Origin of the sequence: Rhodococcus sp. IEGM 1366, from assembly GCF_033142425.1 — a bacterium.
In the GTDB taxonomy this organism is placed as follows: domain Bacteria; phylum Actinomycetota; class Actinomycetes; order Mycobacteriales; family Mycobacteriaceae; genus Rhodococcus_F; species Rhodococcus_F globerula.
In genome coordinates this window covers 214993-231775 of sequence record NZ_JAWLRZ010000005.1, presented here as the reverse complement: position 1 = coordinate 231775, position 16783 = coordinate 214993, and the positions used below count along the sequence as shown (strand labels likewise).

The 16783-nt window shown below is 60.6% G+C and carries 16 protein-coding genes and 2 pseudogenes; 10 read left to right on the top strand and 8 right to left on the bottom strand.

Annotation, left to right across the window (positions count from 1 at the left end; genetic code table 11):
- The first annotated feature begins 185 nt into the window (after positions 1–185).
- Positions 186–878, top strand: coding sequence for a hypothetical protein (locus tag R4P64_RS16780; protein ID WP_317821856.1), 693 nt, complete (start codon positions 186–188; stop codon positions 876–878).
- A 12-nt stretch (positions 879–890) separates the two neighbouring features.
- Here R4P64_RS16780 and R4P64_RS16775 read toward each other — a convergent pair whose 3' ends face one another.
- Together R4P64_RS16775 and R4P64_RS16770 are read right to left on the bottom strand one after the other, a co-directional pair.
- A complete protein-coding gene (locus tag R4P64_RS16775; protein ID WP_033232028.1) occupies positions 891–1550 on the bottom strand; it encodes a response regulator in 660 nt (219 codons plus the stop codon).
- A 36-nt stretch (positions 1551–1586) separates the two neighbouring features.
- Positions 1587–2309 (bottom strand): hypothetical protein, encoded by a 723-nt coding sequence (locus tag R4P64_RS16770; protein ID WP_317821854.1) that lies wholly within the window; start codon positions 2307–2309, stop codon positions 1587–1589.
- A 143-nt stretch (positions 2310–2452) separates the two neighbouring features.
- Between R4P64_RS16770 and R4P64_RS16765 the strand changes: the two genes are divergently transcribed.
- A complete protein-coding gene (locus R4P64_RS16765) occupies positions 2453–3073 on the top strand; it encodes a class I SAM-dependent methyltransferase (RefSeq protein ID WP_317821852.1) in 621 nt (206 codons plus the stop codon).
- 99 nt (positions 3074–3172) lie between these two features.
- Here R4P64_RS16765 and R4P64_RS16760 read toward each other — a convergent pair whose 3' ends face one another.
- Both R4P64_RS16760 and R4P64_RS16755 read right to left on the bottom strand, forming a co-directional pair.
- Positions 3173–3793, bottom strand: a complete 621-nt coding sequence (locus tag R4P64_RS16760) for a YdeI/OmpD-associated family protein (RefSeq protein ID WP_317821850.1) — start codon at positions 3791–3793, stop codon at positions 3173–3175.
- Positions 3794–4816 carry a YafY family protein gene (locus R4P64_RS16755; RefSeq protein ID WP_317821848.1) on the bottom strand — a complete coding sequence of 341 codons (1023 nt, stop codon included), beginning with the start codon at positions 4814–4816 and terminating at the stop codon, positions 3794–3796.
- A 110-nt stretch (positions 4817–4926) separates the two neighbouring features.
- Here R4P64_RS16755 and R4P64_RS16750 point away from each other — a divergent pair, with 110 nt between their 5' ends.
- From R4P64_RS16750 to R4P64_RS16735, 4 genes are all read left to right on the top strand, one after another.
- Positions 4927–5868 (top strand): alpha/beta fold hydrolase, encoded by a 942-nt coding sequence (locus R4P64_RS16750; protein ID WP_045068098.1) that lies wholly within the window; start codon positions 4927–4929, stop codon positions 5866–5868.
- A gap of 384 nt (positions 5869–6252) precedes the next feature.
- Positions 6253–6615: a hypothetical protein gene (locus R4P64_RS16745; protein WP_317821845.1), complete on the top strand. Its 363-nt coding sequence runs from the start codon at positions 6253–6255 to the stop codon at positions 6613–6615.
- A 134-nt stretch (positions 6616–6749) separates the two neighbouring features.
- The gene (locus tag R4P64_RS16740; protein ID WP_317821843.1) at positions 6750–7334 is read left to right on the top strand and encodes a hypothetical protein; all 585 of its coding nucleotides are present in this window, start codon (positions 6750–6752) and stop codon (positions 7332–7334) included.
- A 484-nt stretch (positions 7335–7818) separates the two neighbouring features.
- A complete protein-coding gene (locus R4P64_RS16735; RefSeq protein ID WP_245006013.1) occupies positions 7819–8127 on the top strand; it encodes a hypothetical protein in 309 nt (102 codons plus the stop codon).
- On the opposite strand, the pseudogene R4P64_RS16730 reads toward R4P64_RS16735, so the two are convergent.
- Positions 8055–8677, bottom strand: a pseudogene (locus R4P64_RS16730) (recombinase family protein). The gene R4P64_RS16735 and the pseudogene R4P64_RS16730 overlap by 73 nt on opposite strands.
- A 114-nt stretch (positions 8678–8791) precedes the next feature.
- Here R4P64_RS16730 and R4P64_RS16725 point away from each other — a divergent pair.
- Together R4P64_RS16725 and R4P64_RS16720 are read left to right on the top strand one after the other, a co-directional pair.
- Positions 8792–9250, top strand: a complete 459-nt coding sequence (locus tag R4P64_RS16725) for a hypothetical protein (protein WP_317821841.1) — start codon at positions 8792–8794, stop codon at positions 9248–9250.
- 877 nt (positions 9251–10127) lie between these two features.
- On the top strand, positions 10128–10577 hold the full coding sequence (locus R4P64_RS16720; protein ID WP_317821839.1) for a hypothetical protein: 450 nt from the start codon (positions 10128–10130) through the stop codon (positions 10575–10577).
- A 256-nt stretch (positions 10578–10833) separates the two neighbouring features.
- On the opposite strand, the gene R4P64_RS16715 is transcribed toward R4P64_RS16720, so the two are convergent.
- Positions 10834–12228 (bottom strand): MFS transporter, encoded by a 1395-nt coding sequence (locus R4P64_RS16715; protein WP_317821837.1) that lies wholly within the window; start codon positions 12226–12228, stop codon positions 10834–10836.
- Between the two features lie 119 nt (positions 12229–12347).
- Here R4P64_RS16715 and R4P64_RS16710 point away from each other — a divergent pair, with 119 nt between their 5' ends.
- A complete protein-coding gene (locus R4P64_RS16710; RefSeq protein ID WP_317821835.1) occupies positions 12348–13013 on the top strand; it encodes a TetR/AcrR family transcriptional regulator in 666 nt (221 codons plus the stop codon).
- Positions 13014–13210: 197 nt separating this feature from the next.
- Here R4P64_RS16710 and R4P64_RS16705 read toward each other — a convergent pair whose 3' ends face one another.
- Both R4P64_RS16705 and R4P64_RS16700 read right to left on the bottom strand, forming a co-directional pair.
- A complete protein-coding gene (locus tag R4P64_RS16705) occupies positions 13211–14860 on the bottom strand; it encodes an NAD-dependent malic enzyme (protein WP_317821833.1) in 1650 nt (549 codons plus the stop codon).
- A gap of 265 nt (positions 14861–15125) precedes the next feature.
- The gene (locus R4P64_RS16700; RefSeq protein WP_317821831.1) at positions 15126–15548 is read right to left on the bottom strand and encodes a hypothetical protein; all 423 of its coding nucleotides are present in this window, start codon (positions 15546–15548) and stop codon (positions 15126–15128) included.
- An 870-nt stretch (positions 15549–16418) separates the two neighbouring features.
- Here R4P64_RS16700 and R4P64_RS16695 point away from each other — a divergent pair.
- Positions 16419–16745, top strand: a pseudogene (locus R4P64_RS16695) (transglycosylase family protein); the annotation flags it as partial.
- Positions 16746–16783 lie beyond the last annotated feature (38 nt).

The window sequence follows — 16783 nt, the reverse complement described above, 5'->3', positions numbered from 1 at the left end:
GGTTTTTCTCCCGAGCGCCCGACATTGCCTGTGTAGTGAGTCACTTCCCCACCACGCCGGGTGTGCGCGACGTTAACTAACGCTCCGCTAACGATCTAACCCTAAAGTTGATCTTTAGACTCTGCGTGTGGTCAAGTCGTTTCACCCGCTTTCCAGCGGACCTAGTGAACGTGAAGGAGCCCGACATGAGCCGACTCCCCGGCAACAGACTTTCCCGGCGTCTACCCGCTGCGCTGGCCGGCGCTGCCGCCGTCGTAGCCCTGACTGCAGGGTCTGCCCTGGTCGGAGCCGGTTCTGCGGTGGCAGATCCGCAGGCACCTGCCGAGTTCACGGTGCCCATCGAGATCAATGTGCCTACCGACCTCGCGGCACTGATCGATCAAGCCGGCGCAATCTCGCCCGAGGCAACCGCTGCGTTGAATCAATTGATCGGCACGGCGGCAGCTGACCAGATCGCTGACGCATTGGGCGTTGATCTCGGCTTCACGACACCGGCGCCGTTCATGTATCCCGCACCGACGGTTGGTTGCGGGCTCGACGGACAGATGGCGACGGTGACGCTGGCAACGGCACAATCCGGCCCCAACTACCCGCTGCCACCGTGGGTGGAAGACAACCAGCTTCGCTTCCAGGCCATTCCCGCATACGTGGGGATTCCGAAAACGTCCGAGTTGAGTGTCGCTTGGATCAACACCAGCACATTCAAGGGCGGAATTGTTCCTCTGGACGAGACCCTCCCGATTCTGGACACTCCCCTGTTGTCGAAGGTCGTCGACACCGGTGACGGCAAGGTCCTGGCCGCGATGTTCGGCAAGGTCGACTACACCGACGGAAAGTCCTGCATCGTGCTTCCGACGGTCGGCTCCTTCGACGCCTGAGTTCGTATCGGCCTACGAGCCCGGAGTCACCAGCCCGGTCTCGTAGGCCAGCACGACAGCTTGCACGCGGTCGCGAAGATCCAGCTTCGTGAGGATGCGTCCCACATGAGACTTGATCGTCGACTCCGATAAGTACAGTTCCTGGGCAATCTCCGTATTGGATCGCCCCGCCGCGATATGGCTGAGCACTTCCCGTTCACGTTCGGTCAACACGTCCAGAACGATCGGATCTCGCCGTGGCGCCGGACCGTCGACGATGAAGCGAGACAACAATCTTCGCGTCACCTTGGGTGACACAACAGCATCGCCGGCCGCAACACTGCGGATTGCGGACACGAGGTCCTCGGGTGGAGTGTCCTTGAGCAGGAACCCACTGGCACCTGCCCGCAACGCACCGAGTGCATGTTCATCGAGATCGAACGTCGTCATCACAAGAACACGCGATTCGATCCCCGACGCCAGAATCTGCTCGGTTGCACTGACGCCGTCGACAATCGGCATTCGGACGTCCATCAGCACGACATCCGGCTTCAGCGCGATCGCCGAGGCAAGCGCAGCCGCTCCGTCTCCGGCTTCACCGACCACTGAAATATCTTCGTGTGCCGCGAGGACCATATTGAGGCCCATACGCATGAGTTCCTGGTCATCGACAATAAGCACGGAGATAGGCACCGCGTAAACCTATCGGGCCGACCGGGCTGATGCGACTCAGCCTTTCGGATGGGCCGGCAGATGTCGGGTGGCGTCGTAGGGCTCGAAGTAGGATTCGCCCACGACGAACATCCCCTTCTGTGGCAGCCAGAAATCTCCGAGACGTGCCTGCACAGGAAGCGGACCTGGCGGTCCGATATCGACCCCGTCAATACTCGCCCGACTCCGGTCGACGGTCCACAACATTCGAGGATTCGCTCGATACCATTGACCGTTCGAGGTGGTCCCGGTCAGTTTCACCCGGCCGACACCCAGCGCGGGTCCGGCGGCGCGTCCCATCGCGGACATCACGCCATTGCTGCGCCACATTGCGCCAGGCATCAGCTTGCCCATGCCGGTCATCGCGGCGGTCGCCGCAGATCGGCCCACGTCGAGTTCCCACACGAGTGTCTCGTCCACCCTGACCGTGAAGGCGGACGGGCCCGTCCACGTCACCTTGACGTCCGCTGTTCGCGCGTCGGCGAGATCCGAGCCGAAGTATCGGGCGCAACTGTTCTCGGGCGAGTTGCTGCTGTAAATGATCCAACGTCCGTCGGGGTCTCGATGCCACACCGAGTCGTACCCGGCACCGACCGAGCTGGCGGGAAAGTGCCGCATCGCCAAGTAGTGGGCACTAGCGAATGGTTGTCCCATCACCCCGTAGCCGGCGAATCGTTCTTGTCCGTCACCCGGGGGAACCTCTCTGGTGCGTTCAGCAATTGATCGTGGATTGTCAGTCATCATCTGTCCTCTCCGAATCCGTCCCCGTTCGACGGTTACCCCGTTTCAACATCGGCACCAGCGCGTTGCAAAGTCGCCAGTGCAACATTCGTCGGGATTCTGGAATGCTGGATGTACAGCAACCACACAACGGGGAGGCTGACATGAGGTTTTACGAGGATCACATCGTTCCGCGACTGGTGAACGCAACCTGCGGGATGTCGCTGACCGAACCCTCGCGCAAGCGAGTCTGCGCCGACCTGCACGGTCGTGTTGTCGAGATCGGGTTCGGATCCGGTCTCAACGTCCCGTTCTACCCAGACTCCATCGATTCGGTCAGCGCCGTCGAACCCGCCGACCTCGGCTGGAAACTAGCGGGCACACGGCTCGCGGCGTCACCCGTGCCCGTCGAGCGCTCCGGACTCGACGGGCAGTCACTTCCCTTCCCCGACAACACCTTCGACGCCGCTCTCTCCACGTGGACGATGTGCACTATCCCCGACGCGGGCGCCGCGCTGCGCGAGGTGCGACGGGTTCTCAAGCCCGGCGGAACCCTGCATTTCGTTGAACACGGTCTTGCCCCGGACGAGAAAGTGCAACGCTGGCAGCACCGCTTCGAACCGATCCAGAAAGCAGTCGCAGGCGGCTGCCATCTCACGCGCAAGATCCCGACGCTCGTGCAAACCGCGGGCTTCGAGATCCACAACCTCGACACCTTCTATCAGAAGGGTGTACCAAGAATCATGGGCGCGCTGTCCCTCGGCGTTGCCAGGCCCACAGGTTGACTGACTCCGGGCACTAGGACTTGTGCGGCGCTACCTGTTGCGGCGCCGAGTGATCCGAAGCTCGCGACGGCTTCATGCCGGGCGCGAGCGAATTGCGGATCAGCCGCGGGCACGTTGACCGATGGCCGCTTCGGAGACGATATGGGCGATTCGACTTGCCCGTGTCGCGTCTCGAGCGGCACTGACGATCCACCACAGCATCTGTTTACGGGCGCTGGGCGGAAAACCGTCCCAGTTGCTTCGAGCTCGCGGGTCTCGATCCAGCGCCGCTTTCAAGTCAGACGGTTCCTCGAGGTCTTCTACTTGGTCGGAAATCGTCCACCAGCCGTTGCCTTTCGCGGCAGCAATGGCGTGGCGCCCAGCGTCGGTCATGAGGCCGCGCGCCTCCATATCGGCTGCGCGTTCGCGGTTGAGCCGGGTCCAAGAACTCTTGGGTCTGCGCGGCGTGAACAGTTGCAAGCCGCGCTCTTCGTCGAGGATGGTGTTGGTGGAGTCGATCCAACCAAAGCAGATGGCTTCCTCGACGGCCTCGGGGTACGGGCAGCGTTGACGGCCGGCGGTGTTGCGCCAGGAGCACAACCACACGCCTCGGGCCGATTTGTGGTTGTGCGTCAGCCAAGTTCGCCACTGTTCCCGAGTCTCGGCATGGATGATCGGGTAGTCGAATTTCCACGTTGGGGGGTGGGCGGAGACCGGTGGCGGCGATTCCGAAGTGGTCATTTATTCTCCTAGTTCAGAGCGAAACGGACACGTATCTCGATGGACGAGGGACCGGCATGGTGGCGAGATTCTGAGGTGAATGGCGAGCTGCCTTACGGTGTCGGCGAGCTCGGCTGGTTCGATGACTGTCACTGGAGCGGTGAGCGCAATGCGAGCAACCGTCATGGCGAGCCGGCCGAGATCTTCACCGCGGATCTCGACCACACTGAAGTTCGGCCCCAACTCGATTGGTGTGTGGTCAATCCATCGGAGCACACCCTCGAGTTCGGAGAACGTGGCTTCGATGACGAGTTTCGCATCGAGGTGACGGGGCGACGAGCCGAGTGCGCTCGCGACGAAGCCCGCCGCATCACCACCCGGAATCTCGCGTGGTGTGAAATGACTGCCCGCCAGCTGGGGCTCCCAGAGTCGGTCCAGCCGAAAAGTTCGCCAGTCACCACGATGTTGGTCCCATGCCAGGAGGTACCAACGTCGTCCTGCGGTGACAAGTTGGTGCGGTTCGACCAACCGTCTGCTGCTCTCGCCATCACCTCTCCGATAGTCGAAACGCACATGCTCATGGTCGCGACATGCCGCGGCGAGCACACTGAGTGCTTCGGGATCAACGATGTCGTTGTCGTCCGCCCGCCGCATCGAAATGACGCTCGAATGTAGCGCCGACACACGTCGGCGCAGGCGATGAGGCAGGAGTGTTTCGATTTTCGTCAGCGCGCGCAGCGACGTTTCTTCGATGCCGTCGATGGCTGCCTCAGCGGCGTAGCGTAGCCCGACGGCTACCGCGACGGCCTCGTCATCGTCGAGAACCAGGGGCGGCACGTGTGCTCCTGTTGCAAGTCGGTAGCCCCCATATTTTCCCGACGTGGAATCGACCGGATAGCCGAGGTCGCGGAGGCGATCAACGTCGCGGCGCACCGTTCGCTCCGTGACCTCGAGTCGTGCGGAGAGCTCGGCGCTGCGCCAGAAACGATGAGTCTGCAGGAGCGACAGCAGCTGCAGCGCTCTACCTGTTGGATCGTTCCGCATTTCTTCAGTGTGCCAACAATCGAGGACGCGATGTGTCCGCAATGTTCCCTATCGTCGGGGCAACCGGTCATTCCACACACACGATCGGTAATCAACCCAAAGGAGAATCCGTGAATCCATCCGACTTCCCCAAGCCCGTCCTTATCCCAGTCAACGGCGTGGAACTCGAAGTCTTCGAAGCAGGGCGACACAATGCCGGGAAACCCATCGTGCTGTGTCACGGATGGCCAGAGCACGCCTATTCTTGGCGATACCAGGTGCCCGCCCTTGTCGAGGCGGGCTACCACGTCATCGTCCCGAACCAGCGCGGCTACGGCAATTCATCACGTCCGATCGAAGTGACGGACTATGACATTGAACATTTGGCGGGTGATCTCATCGCACTTCTCGATCACTACGGCTACGAAGATGCCACCTTTGTCGGTCACGATTGGGGCGCCTTTGTCGTGTGGGGCCTGACCCTGTTGCACCCGGACCGGGTAAACAAAGTGATCAACCTGAGCTTGCCCTACCAGGATCGCGGAGAGCAGCCCTGGATTGAGTTCATGGAAGCCGTGCTTGGCGGTGACTTCTACTTCGTCCACTTCAATCGACAGCCGGGCGTCGCGGACGCCGTGTTCGAAGACAACACCTTCCGGTTCCTCCGCAACATGTACCGGAAGAACGAACCCCTCAGGGAGCCTCAGCCGGGTATGGCGCTGATCGATCTCGCCAGAGCAGAGACGCCGCTCGGTGAGCCTCTGATGAGCGATAGCGAATTGGCCGTTTTCGTCTCCGCCTTCGAATCGACAGGATTCACGGCCAGTATCAATTGGTACCGAAACTTGGACCGCAACTGGCATGTGTTGGCAGACGTGAACCCAATCATCCAACAGCCCACACTCATGATCTACGGCGACCGCGACGCCATCGCGAAGTCTGAAAAACTGACAGAGTTCGTGCCCAACGTAGAAGTAGTCAATCTTGACTGCGGTCATTGGATCCAACAAGAAAGGCCCAAGGAAACTAACCAAGCAATCTTGAACTGGCTGGAACGGCAGGATGCAACATAGCTTCAACGCTAGGTGGCGCCTCAGGAAATATGTCAATCTCATTCAGATCCGGTAAGGCGGCTTGATCTGGACCCCTTGGTGCATGGATCAGGCGGATTGCTGAGCTCGGCCATGCGCGAGTCGGTTTCGATGATGTTGCCGCCGAACGGGAGCCGATCGACGATCGCCCGCGCACAGTCACGGTCGCCGAACTGCCCTCGCGCCAGGGCGTGACGTGATCGACACGAAATTCATCGATCGTCGCGCGGGATTCCCCGAGGATCGACGTTGTTCTGACGTCGGCTTGCCGTTGTTCGGTCGAGCCGTGTTGATCCGCCATCCCACCGCGCCGCAGCGCTCGGACCACAGATTCGAATACTTTCCATCTCTTGCGATCAAGTCTTCGTGAGAACCAAGCTCTTCCATCCTCGCCGCTGGTTAGTCGCGGCACTGGACTTTGATATGGTCGCGGACAACGACTTTCAGCGCCAAGTCCAATTCGGAACGTTTTCGGAAGATATGGACCTCGCCGTCATCGCAGCGCACGGGACACTGGACAATGAGGCCGCAGAAATCGACTGGGCCGATCCCACTGTCGTTCTGCGCGAAAGTGAGAGTGGCACAGTCACTGTCGCGGACATTGTTACCGAACTGGCCAAGTGGGACAGATCGGCATGGGCGTGGTTGGCAGCAGAACGCGTCACACTGAGCCGCCACTATCTGCGTGCCAAACATCCAGAACTTGTCCGCGAGTACCCGCATCACTGAGGAAGCAGATCAACCGTCTGTCGAGGATGACTGACTTGTTATAGAGCGGACTACCTCCACTGTGACTGGAGGAGGTGCCACATTCGAAACGTGCAGTATTCCCGGTCTTCGTAAGAATCTGCGAAACTCCACGGATGGCACTCATCGGGCGCGAAGCAGCAGCACTGCTCAACGACGCCGGAATCGAACTCGGCCCCGGATTGACCGAAGCTGAATTCGACTCTGTCCACGAACGCTTCGGATTTCACTTCAATCCGGATCACCGCAGCCTTCTCGCCACTGCCTTACCGCTCGGTGACCGCTGGCCGGACTGGCGAAACGGCGACGACCTCGAGCTGGAGACATGGCTAGATAGTGTTGCCGAAGGATTCATATGGGATGCACTGCATCAGAGTCCGCCGTTCTGGCCGCCATCGTGGGGCACATTGCCCTCCTCAACCGAGGACATAGCCACAACGGTGCGCCGAGAACTCAGGGGGTGGCCGCGCCTAATCCCGATCTACGCGCACCGCTTCACCCCCGCCGCGCCCTCACCGTCAGAATCACCGGTGTTCTCCGTGTGGCAGACCGACATCATCTACTACGGGGCCAACCTACTCGAATACCTCACCAATGAGTTACTGTCCGGACAGGGCCGAAAGACACTCTCCCCCCGAACTATCAGCGTCCCGTACTGGTCGCGGTTCGTCGAGTCAGCAAACAGCGCAGAATCAATCTGACCAACATCGACGCGCAAAACCGTCTATCGAGTGTGCCGTTAACCCGACTCGGTTCCCGTTCAGTCAGATACAACATTGATGCATCTGTATCGAATAGCGGCACCTCGACGGGGTGCCGAGAGGCGCAAGACGGCCACCGACTCTTTGGAAGCCACTCGATATCTCCGGGTGTCGGCGGGCTTCGTCGTGTACCAGTCAGAGAGAACCCGATGGCGCTGTACGCCGACGAGTTCGCAAGGGATTGCTTTCGACAACGCTATTCGCCATTCCCACGGCAACGGAAGAACCAGATCCAGCGACCTGCGATCATCAGTCATTACTTCCAGGCTGAACCGATCAGTGACGACTTAGGAGGTCGATTGGCGGTGTGCAGTATTCGAAACGTGAAACATTCCTCCTGACACCATGCGGACACCGAACCGTACCGGGATTGTCGCACTGACGTGAGCCCGTTTGATAGCGGTCGGTCGGTACGCTCGTGGACATGGGACTGGGGTTTTTACTGCTGTTTGCCATGTTCGGCCCGTTGCCGTTGCTCTGGTGGGCGGCGGTCCGGGCGAAGAGCCGCGGCCTTGGGGGGTCGTTCGTCGGGCCGTTTCAGGAGATGTTCGATCCCGGTGCGGCGCGAGCACAGATCGTCATCGAGCAGATCGCGGAACTGCCTGACCCTGCGGGCTCCGGCGACCCGGACAACGACGACGATGTGCCGTACACAGTCGCCTATAAGGGCGTTCGGCTCCACATCAACCCTGATAGGGGTCGACAGTGTGGAGGCGACGGGACCACCAAGTGAGCTGAGTGAGCACCAACCTGGCCAACCCCGGCAACGCCGACCCTGACGCGGTCGCGTTCCTCAAGGACCTTCGCGATCTCCATCCTGGGTGTGCCAATCCAGATCACCTGACGAATGATACGAGCTTTCGCTGGGTCAATTCGCTTGGGCTGCCCGCCGATACGACCACGAGCGCGAGCCGGCGCCAAACCTGCGCCGTGCGCGCCCGGATCAGCGTCCTCTCGAATTGTGCTAAGGCGCCCAAGATTTGGAAGATGAGCATTCCGCCGGCCGATGACGTGTCAGTCGACTCCGTCAACGAGCGGAAAGCAGCGCCGCGCCGCTGCAAGTCCTCGACAGTTTCGCCCAGATGCTTGAGTGACCGACCTAGCCTGTCCAGTCGCCAGACGACGAGGGTGTCACCGGCCCGAAGGTGACTGAGTAGATCGAGCAGGACCGGGCGATCGTCCTTGGCGCCACTCGCCGCTTCTTCCCACCCTCGATCACATCGAATGGCCGCCAGAGCGTCACTCTGCAAATCGAGGACGTGATCGGTCCCGGAAACCCCCATTTACCTGTGACTCCCGAAATTATTTGGCACGTTTTTTACCGAATTATTTGGCACGCGGCTTGATCGTCAGGTGATTCGAGGTGGACGTTGCCACCCGATCGGTATCGTCGCGGTATGACTCGTTCCGACGTTTCCTGGCAGAGCCGAGCGATGGCGTGGCCGCTGGTCGTGGGAACTGTATTCGGAAGTTACTTCGCGCTTCTCTTCGCAGATTCCAGCGATGTCAGTGGTGTTCTCACCGCGATCTGCCTCGGGTCGCTGTGCTCGCTTCCTGCCGGCGCGCTTTTGGGAATGGCAGCAATCCTGACGGGGAAGGGCGTCCTCGCGGTCGGCGAGCGACACGTCCGCGCCGCGGCGCCGACGACGTGGCGGCTCGCATTCGCAACGTCGACGGCTGTGGTTGTCGCGATGATCGTCACTGCTGCGCTCTCCGTTGCAGGAGCCGATGGGTGGAGTATCGCCTGGCCTGCGTTGACAATCTCAGCCATTTCCTTCGGCGCAGCATCCGTGTACTACCCCGCGGCCACACATGAGGACCTCGCTCACGATGACGTTGCATCAGCTGGAAAATAGGATTCGGCACATAGCCGAATCCCCTACCGTCTCAGCCATTAACACTCCCCTGGTGTGGCGTTCGGGATATCAGTTCAATGCCAGTAGTTGCCCATAGTGTGAGCTATGCGGCGATTGCGTACGTGGTTGAGAGCGCCCGGGACCTGTGCAACTCTCCTTGCTCTTGGAGCAATGTTTTTCGGAGTGCTCGACGAACGACGAAATCCGGCACCAGTACCGCTTGGAGTGGCGATCGGACAGCCCATATGCATGGCATCCGCAGTGTTGTCCTCGCTGAGCCCGACGTCGGCAGTGGTGTGCGAATTCAGCGGGTACACCGACGATTGCGGCTGCGCACTTATGCGCCAGACCAGCGGGCTCAGCAACTTCGTCGCGGTAGTCGAGCAACTTAACTTAGTCGCGCTTCGACCAAATGACCGTGGTTCGGCGAATGCCCTACCGACGGCACAATTCCCACTCCCGTTATGTGGCTGGTCGATGACGCAGGAAACTCAGCAAGGGCCGATCTTCCCGTTGACGGGACGTGCGGAAACCCGCTGCCCGACACCTCCGCTCCCGACACCTACGTGGCAATCACGAATCTGACGATGCCGGACGAGCAAGCGCACAATCTGCCCCGAACATTGTGAAGCCACAGCCACGGCACGCCACGTTTTGGCCTGTTTAACCGGATCGCTCTCAGATCATTTCTACGGGTTTGGGTGTTCGTTTTGACCATCGACAAACTGGATAGTTTCTCCTGCCGGACACCCGAAATGCCCTGAGCAGCAGTAGAAACCCTGGGATAATCGGAACATGAGCTACAGCCACGGCAACTTAACCAACCCACTAAATAGCGGATGCGTCGCATGAGCGGCATTATTCTATCGTGACAGTCATGAAACCAGCGCCGCTCCCTCCGCGCCCGCTCCGAATCAGCCTGTCCGTCGTCGCATGGTTCAACCTGCTCTCCGCCCTCCTCGGAATGGCTGGACTAACCATTGGTGGCGGGTTCGGCCTCCCTCCGGAATGGATCCAAGGAACCATCTTCACTTCCTACTTCTGGCCAGGCATTATCCTCGGCGTGATCGTCGGCGGAAGCCAGGCAACCACGCTCGTTGCTCAGTACGGCAGGTTCGCACTGGCGTGGGGTCTACACGCCGCGGCCGGCCTAATCATGATGATCTGGGTCTTCGTCGAAATCGCCATCATCCTCGTCTGGTCGCCGCTGCACGGCATCTACTTCGCCACCGGCATCATTCAGACAACCCTCGCCGTGCTCGCTCTAGGTGCCTGGCCGCGCCCCTTCCTCCAACAATCCTCAAAGCAACCAACACCCTCTTCCTGACCGCACCGCAGGACATAATCTTCATAAATTCGTCAACACAACGTTCAGTTGCGTCCCCGCGCTGGGATACCTCGGACTTACTGTTGATCGGTTCCCACGCCATGTTCGATCACTCGCCGGGAAGTGAAGTCAGTTCTCGAGCCTCAGGTCGTCGTCGATCAAGTTCTCAGTAGCTGCTGCACGCGCTTGCACCGGCGCCGGTGAGGAGAAGTGCCGAGACGATGCCGAATGCGGTTCGGGTGGTGAACATCTGAGGTCAACGATCCATTCGTGGGAAGAAGAAGGACAGGAGGGTGCCGGCCAGCAGTAGGCCGGAGCAGACGAAGAGGGCTTGGGAGTATCCGGAAACCAGTGCTTCGGTCGGCGCGCTGTCCGAGCGTGCCGTCGAGGACGCGGCGACGCTCACGAGAACGGCTAGTCCGAGTGAACCGCCGATCTGACGCGACGTGCTCAGCAGCCCGGATGCCATGCCGACTTCTTCGGGAGGAGCGTCGGCGGTGGCGACGTTGCTGAGCGGCATGAACGACAGGCCGATGCCGATGCTCGCCAGAAGCGAAGGCACCAGGATGACAGCCCAGAAGGGACTGTCGAGGTTCATGGTCGAGAAGATGAAAGTCCCGATTGCTGCGACCGCTGTTCCGACTACGAGTAGCGGCCGAACTCCGTAGCGTGGAAGGAGTTTGGTGGATGCGAGGATGCCTATGACCAGGCCGAAACAGAAGGGCAGGAACGCCAGACCGGTGGTGGTCGGCGAATAGCCCAGTCCGCGTTGCAAGAATAGCGAGACGAAGAAGAACGCGCTGAACTGTGCCGCGCACACCAGGCACATGATGGCGTTGGCCAGTCCGATTCGGGGTCGAAGGAGGGTGGACAGTCGTACCAGTGGTGTGGCGCAGCGGCTTTCGACCGTGACGAAGGCGGTCAGCAGGACGATCGTGAGCGCGAATCCGCCCAGCACGTAACCCGAAGTCCAGGAATGTGATTCAGTGGCGATGACGGTGCCGACAAGGGCGGTGATTCCGGCCGTCGCCAAGATGGCGCCGGGGAGATCTAGGGAGCCGCCTCTAGCGGCTTGGCCGGCAGGCAGGCCGCGGGGACCGGCAACTGCGGCGATCAGGGCCACCGGTGCGCCGGCGAACATCACCCATCGCCAACTGAGTCCTTCGGTCAAAATGCCGCTCAGTACTACACCGAGTGCACCGCCCAGTGCTGATGACATTGCGCCGATGCCGAATGCCTTGGCCCTGGCGCGTCCGGTGGGAAAGGCCTGGCTGAGGGCGGCGAGCCCGGCCGGCGCGATCATCGCAGCGCCGACGCCTTGAAGTGCCCGAGCGCCGACAAGCATCTCGGCGGACACCGAGAAGGTGCCGACGATGCTGACGAGGGCGAACAGCAGAAGTCCGGCGACCAGAACCCGGCGAGTGCCCATCACATCGCACAGTCGGCCGCCGAGAAGCAGCAATCCGCCGAAGGCGAGGGCGTACGCGTTGACGACCCAGGACAGCCCGGCGTCGGAGAAGTTCAGTGATTCCTGGATGTCGGGTAACGCGACGTTGATGACCGACATGTCGAAGGCGACCAGGAACTGTGCTGCCGCGGCGGCTGTGAGGACCAGGGCAGGCGCGGCTACCGCCCGTGTTGATGTTGTCATTGCAGGCACCTCATTTGTATACATGTTCTCATAAGTAGTTAGGTTTACCTTGCTGTCGACCGAGATGCAAGAGGTTCCCCGGGCGAGAGCGCCGTAGCAGGGGCGCGCACAATCGATGCATGGCCGAAAAGATGGAACCGAGATCGCCGCGGCTCGGACGTCCCCCGACGATCACGTCGGAGCAGATAGTCGAAGAGGCGAAACGGCAACTTCAGTCCGGCGGCGCCGACGCATTGAGCATGCGAGCGTTGGCGAAGTCGCTCGGCACCACACCGATGGCGCTGTACCGGCACGTGGGCGACAAGGAACAGCTGATCAGCGCGGTTCTCGATGCGTACTCACAAGACCTCGGTTCGCTGGTCCTGCCACAGGATCAGGTCGGGCGGATTCGCTTGATCTTCACCGCAATCTTCGAAACGCTGGCATCGGAGCGCTGGATCATCGAGTTGCTTCAGCGCGGCGGGCGCGGCGGGAGCGGCGCCGTCGTCCTGGTCGATCGAGCCATGGCCGCGTGTGTCGAACTGGGTATGTCTCCACGCCGCGCACTGTTGGTCTACCGAGCGCTGTGGAACTACACGCTCGGCGCACTGCTCAACATCTATGACGACAGCGCGCGACCCGAAGGCAGCGTGTCACCTCTTGCGATCAAGATCCGAGAAATCGGGCCCGCGGAACTACCCGTACTCAACGAGGTGCTCGAAGACTGGCCGGCCGGGACGACGACCGATGGTTATCTCGAAGGTCTCGACATACTGATCGACGGATACCTGCGTAGCCCGGCCTAACGGCACTGACACCAGGCCATGCCTCAACAGCGACAACGTGCCAGGTAGTCAACACGCCGAGCCTCGCGCCGAGAGGCGGTGTGGCCGCCACCCGGATGCAACTTCACCTCCCATAGCCAACCGATCAACGCAGCATCTCGACGCGTTGTTTCGCCATTAGGAGAAATCGGCAACCTGCCTATCTGAGTTGTCCAGGATCAGCTGTTTTGAGGGGTGGCCGGATACACAGGCAGCCACATCGCATCCTGAACGGCCTGCACCAAGTCGTCGTGGGTCACGGTGGCGACGCCGTCATCGGCTGCTGCCTTCGCGACCGCCACAGCCACCGTCGCGGACGAGGCACGAAGGTTTTCGACGTCGGGGAGGAGGGACGCTCCCCGCTCCGAGACATCCACCTGACCGGCGACCGCGACCGCAGCTGCAAGGAGCATGCCATCGGTTACGTGACGAGAACCGGACACGATCGTGCCAAGGCCTAGGCCTGGATAGAGCAGAGCGTTATTGCATTGACCGATCCGATAAGTGACGCCGTTGTATTCGACCGGTTCGATCGGTATCCCGGTCGCCATCAACGCCTGCCCTTTGGACCACAAGATGGCGTCCTGGGGCATGACCTCTATACGACTGGTCGGGTTCGAGAGCGGCAGCAAGATGGGGCGTTCAACCCCGCCACTGAGCGCTTCTACGACGTCCTGCGTGAAAGCTCCGTGCGCGGTCGAAGTGCCGATCAGGATGGTGGGTTTGACGTGCTGGACCACCGTCAGAAGGTCGATAGGGCGCCCGCCCCAATCGGCGACTTCGTGTGCTGGCCGGGCATAGGCTTGCTGGTAGTCGGGCAGGTCCTGCATATCGTCGGTGACCAAGCCGTCGCGGTCGATAAGCCACACTCGAGCGCGGGCCTCGTCATCGCTGAGCCCGGCGCGGCTCATCGCGGCGGAGATCTGGTCGGCCATGCCCGTGCCGGCGGTGCCAGCGCCAAAGATGACAAGTCGTTGATCCGCGAACGTCTGTTTGGTGACCTTCAGCCCCGAGATGACCGCCGCCATGACGATGGCGCCGGTTCCCTGAAGATCGTCGTTGAAAATGCGGTACTTGTCGGCGTGGTCTACGAGGATACGGCGGGCATTGGAGGGGCCGAAGTCCTCAAAATGCAGCAGTGCCTTCGGGAAGAGCTTCTCCACTGTCTCGAGGTAGGTTCCGATGAACTTGTCGTACTTCTCCCCCCGGACGCGACTGTGTCGGTTCCCAAGGTAGAACGGGTCGTTGAGGAGCGCTTCGTTGCTTGTCCCCACATCTAGATTCACCGCGATGACGCGACTGGGGTTGATGCCGGCTGCGGCGGTGTAGATCGCCAGTTTCCCCACGGCGATGTCGGTACCGTTGACGCCCCAGTCCCCAATCCCGAGGATCTCCTCAGCGTCGGAGCAGACGATCAGGTCCACATCCTCCGGACCCAATTCCAGTGTGGCGAAGGCAATTTCGATGTCGTCGACGTGATCGATCGACAGGTACACTGCACGCGACTGGCGGTAGTCTTGTGACCACTGCTCAATCGCGTCCCCGATGGTCGGGTCGTACACGACGGGTAACAATTCCGAGAGGTGATCCGCAATCACGCGGTAGTACAAGACTTCGTTGCGCTCGTGGAGCGAATCGAGGTAGATGTACTTCGCGAGATCCGTTGACTGCTTTTGCAACTGTGCGTATGAGCGTCTCGCCTGCTGATCAAGGGTCTCGACCGCTGATGGCAACCGCCCTACCAGGCCAAGTGATGCACGCTCGTCTTGCGTGAATGCAGTTCCCCGGTTCACCGCATCGTCGCGAAGAATCTTCTTTGCTTCATCCATGCTCTCCCCCATCCGTCGGGAGGACCGCCAGTGGACCCTTCAGGTGACAGTCCGGCGCCAATGACTGACCTCAATTGGAGTCAAATCTAACCCCGCAGTCGCTGCGCTGCCCACAGGTTGACTGAACTGTCCCGGCTGGCGTATCAGGGTTGCTCGCAGTGTGAACGCCACCTCTTCGGATTCGCTGTCTCGCCGATCACTGCACCAGAACCGAGCGAATCTGGGACGGATCCGCCCAGCGGGCAGCTGCCGAGTGCTGCTCCGGTCATTCGCTTCGTTCATCGAGAGCTGCGTCGACGAGATCCGCAGCGGCTTTCAATCCGAGACCCCGATGTTGTTCACGCAACGCCTTGATCGCCGAGATCCGGTCCGTTGTCGATTCGATCGCCGACTCCACATCCAAGAACGGAACATCCTCGGGTGCAACAAACGTGTGATCAGGCTTGGTTCCTCGGGCCAAACGCTTGCGCCACATAGCGACGGCATTAACCGCGAAGGAAACGATGCCTCCCACTACGACTACGACGACAACCCAGTTCCACACTGAGGGGTGTTCGGCAGCCTGACCCACGCGGGAAGGAAGAACAGCGAGGGAGAATCCGATTGTGGCGACCGTAGCTGCCCATCGCTGAACGACCTCACTGTCGAGCAACCGCACGATCTTCGACACTTCATCCCCCTTGGTCATCCCCGCACAACATCAACGAAGTGTCTCAACACTAAGTGCCTCAGGAAGAAACGATTAATGGACGCAGTGGCTTCGAAAGGAACACCGATCAATTCCCGGACTCCAGGTTCAGCAGTCAGACAGGGGAACGACTCGGTGATCACGCTTTCGCCGAGCGTGCAGTCGTCTTCTGAAACTGACAACATGCCTTGGGGATATTTCAGCACATCTGTCCGATTTAGTGTCCGACAGAGATGTCCGCTAAGGCATTGTTCGTACCGGACAATGTGTGCCCCGGCACGTCCAGGTCAGCGAGAAGATGTGTCGACGGGTAGACCGGATCGACCAATCGCGACGAACTCTAGCCGTGTCGGCTGTCGAGGACACGACCCTGTCGCCGCGAGAGAATCTCCGCCGCCGCGACACTTCGCACCAAAGCGTCTGCGGACGCACGTGATCGATCCACGCCAATTCTTCTGTCCTGCAACGAAAATCTGGTCGGTCGGTCGACTAAATTTGAACCTCGAAACAGTCGATTCCGCGTCATTTTTCACCCTCAACGGGCATATTTCGGGCCATTGAAGACCGTCATCGTTATGACATACATCACATTTCAGGTCAATTCTGTAACGCTCTGCGGGCCCGAATAACGGCGATCGACCTGCAATAACACCTTCTGATGCACATACGTTGCACAAACAGGCACCGACACGCCTACCCGTGACCAATCCGTGACAGTCCCCTACCTTGGAGTGAGCCCAAGCAACCGGGCATTACCGGATCGCCACCGCCAGCCCCACCCCGTGATTCGGATTCGACAACATCCCTTTGTGGTGGGAGCTGAGACGGTCACCGTCCTCCGCTGGCGGAAATTGAAAGGAATTCATTTACATGAAGAACAACACTGTTACTCGCGTCCTTGCTTCCGTCGCTACCGCCGGCGCACTCACTGCCGGAGTCTTCGGCCTGAGCACCGGCACCGCATCTGCTGCCGGCCACGACTGGTCGGGCGTCGCAGAATGCGAATCGTCGGGCAACTGGGGCGCGAACACCGGCAATGGCTACTACGGCGGACTCCAGTTCAGTGAGAGCACGTGGCAGGCCTACGGCGGTTCGGGCAGTGCACACACCGCCAGCCAGGCAGAACAGGAACGTGTCGCGGAAAACGTCCTCGCAGGTCAGGGTGCCGGCGCATGGCCGGTGTGCGGACAGTACCTGCGCTGATCCCCACCCCTTACGTATTGCGTCGCTGCCCG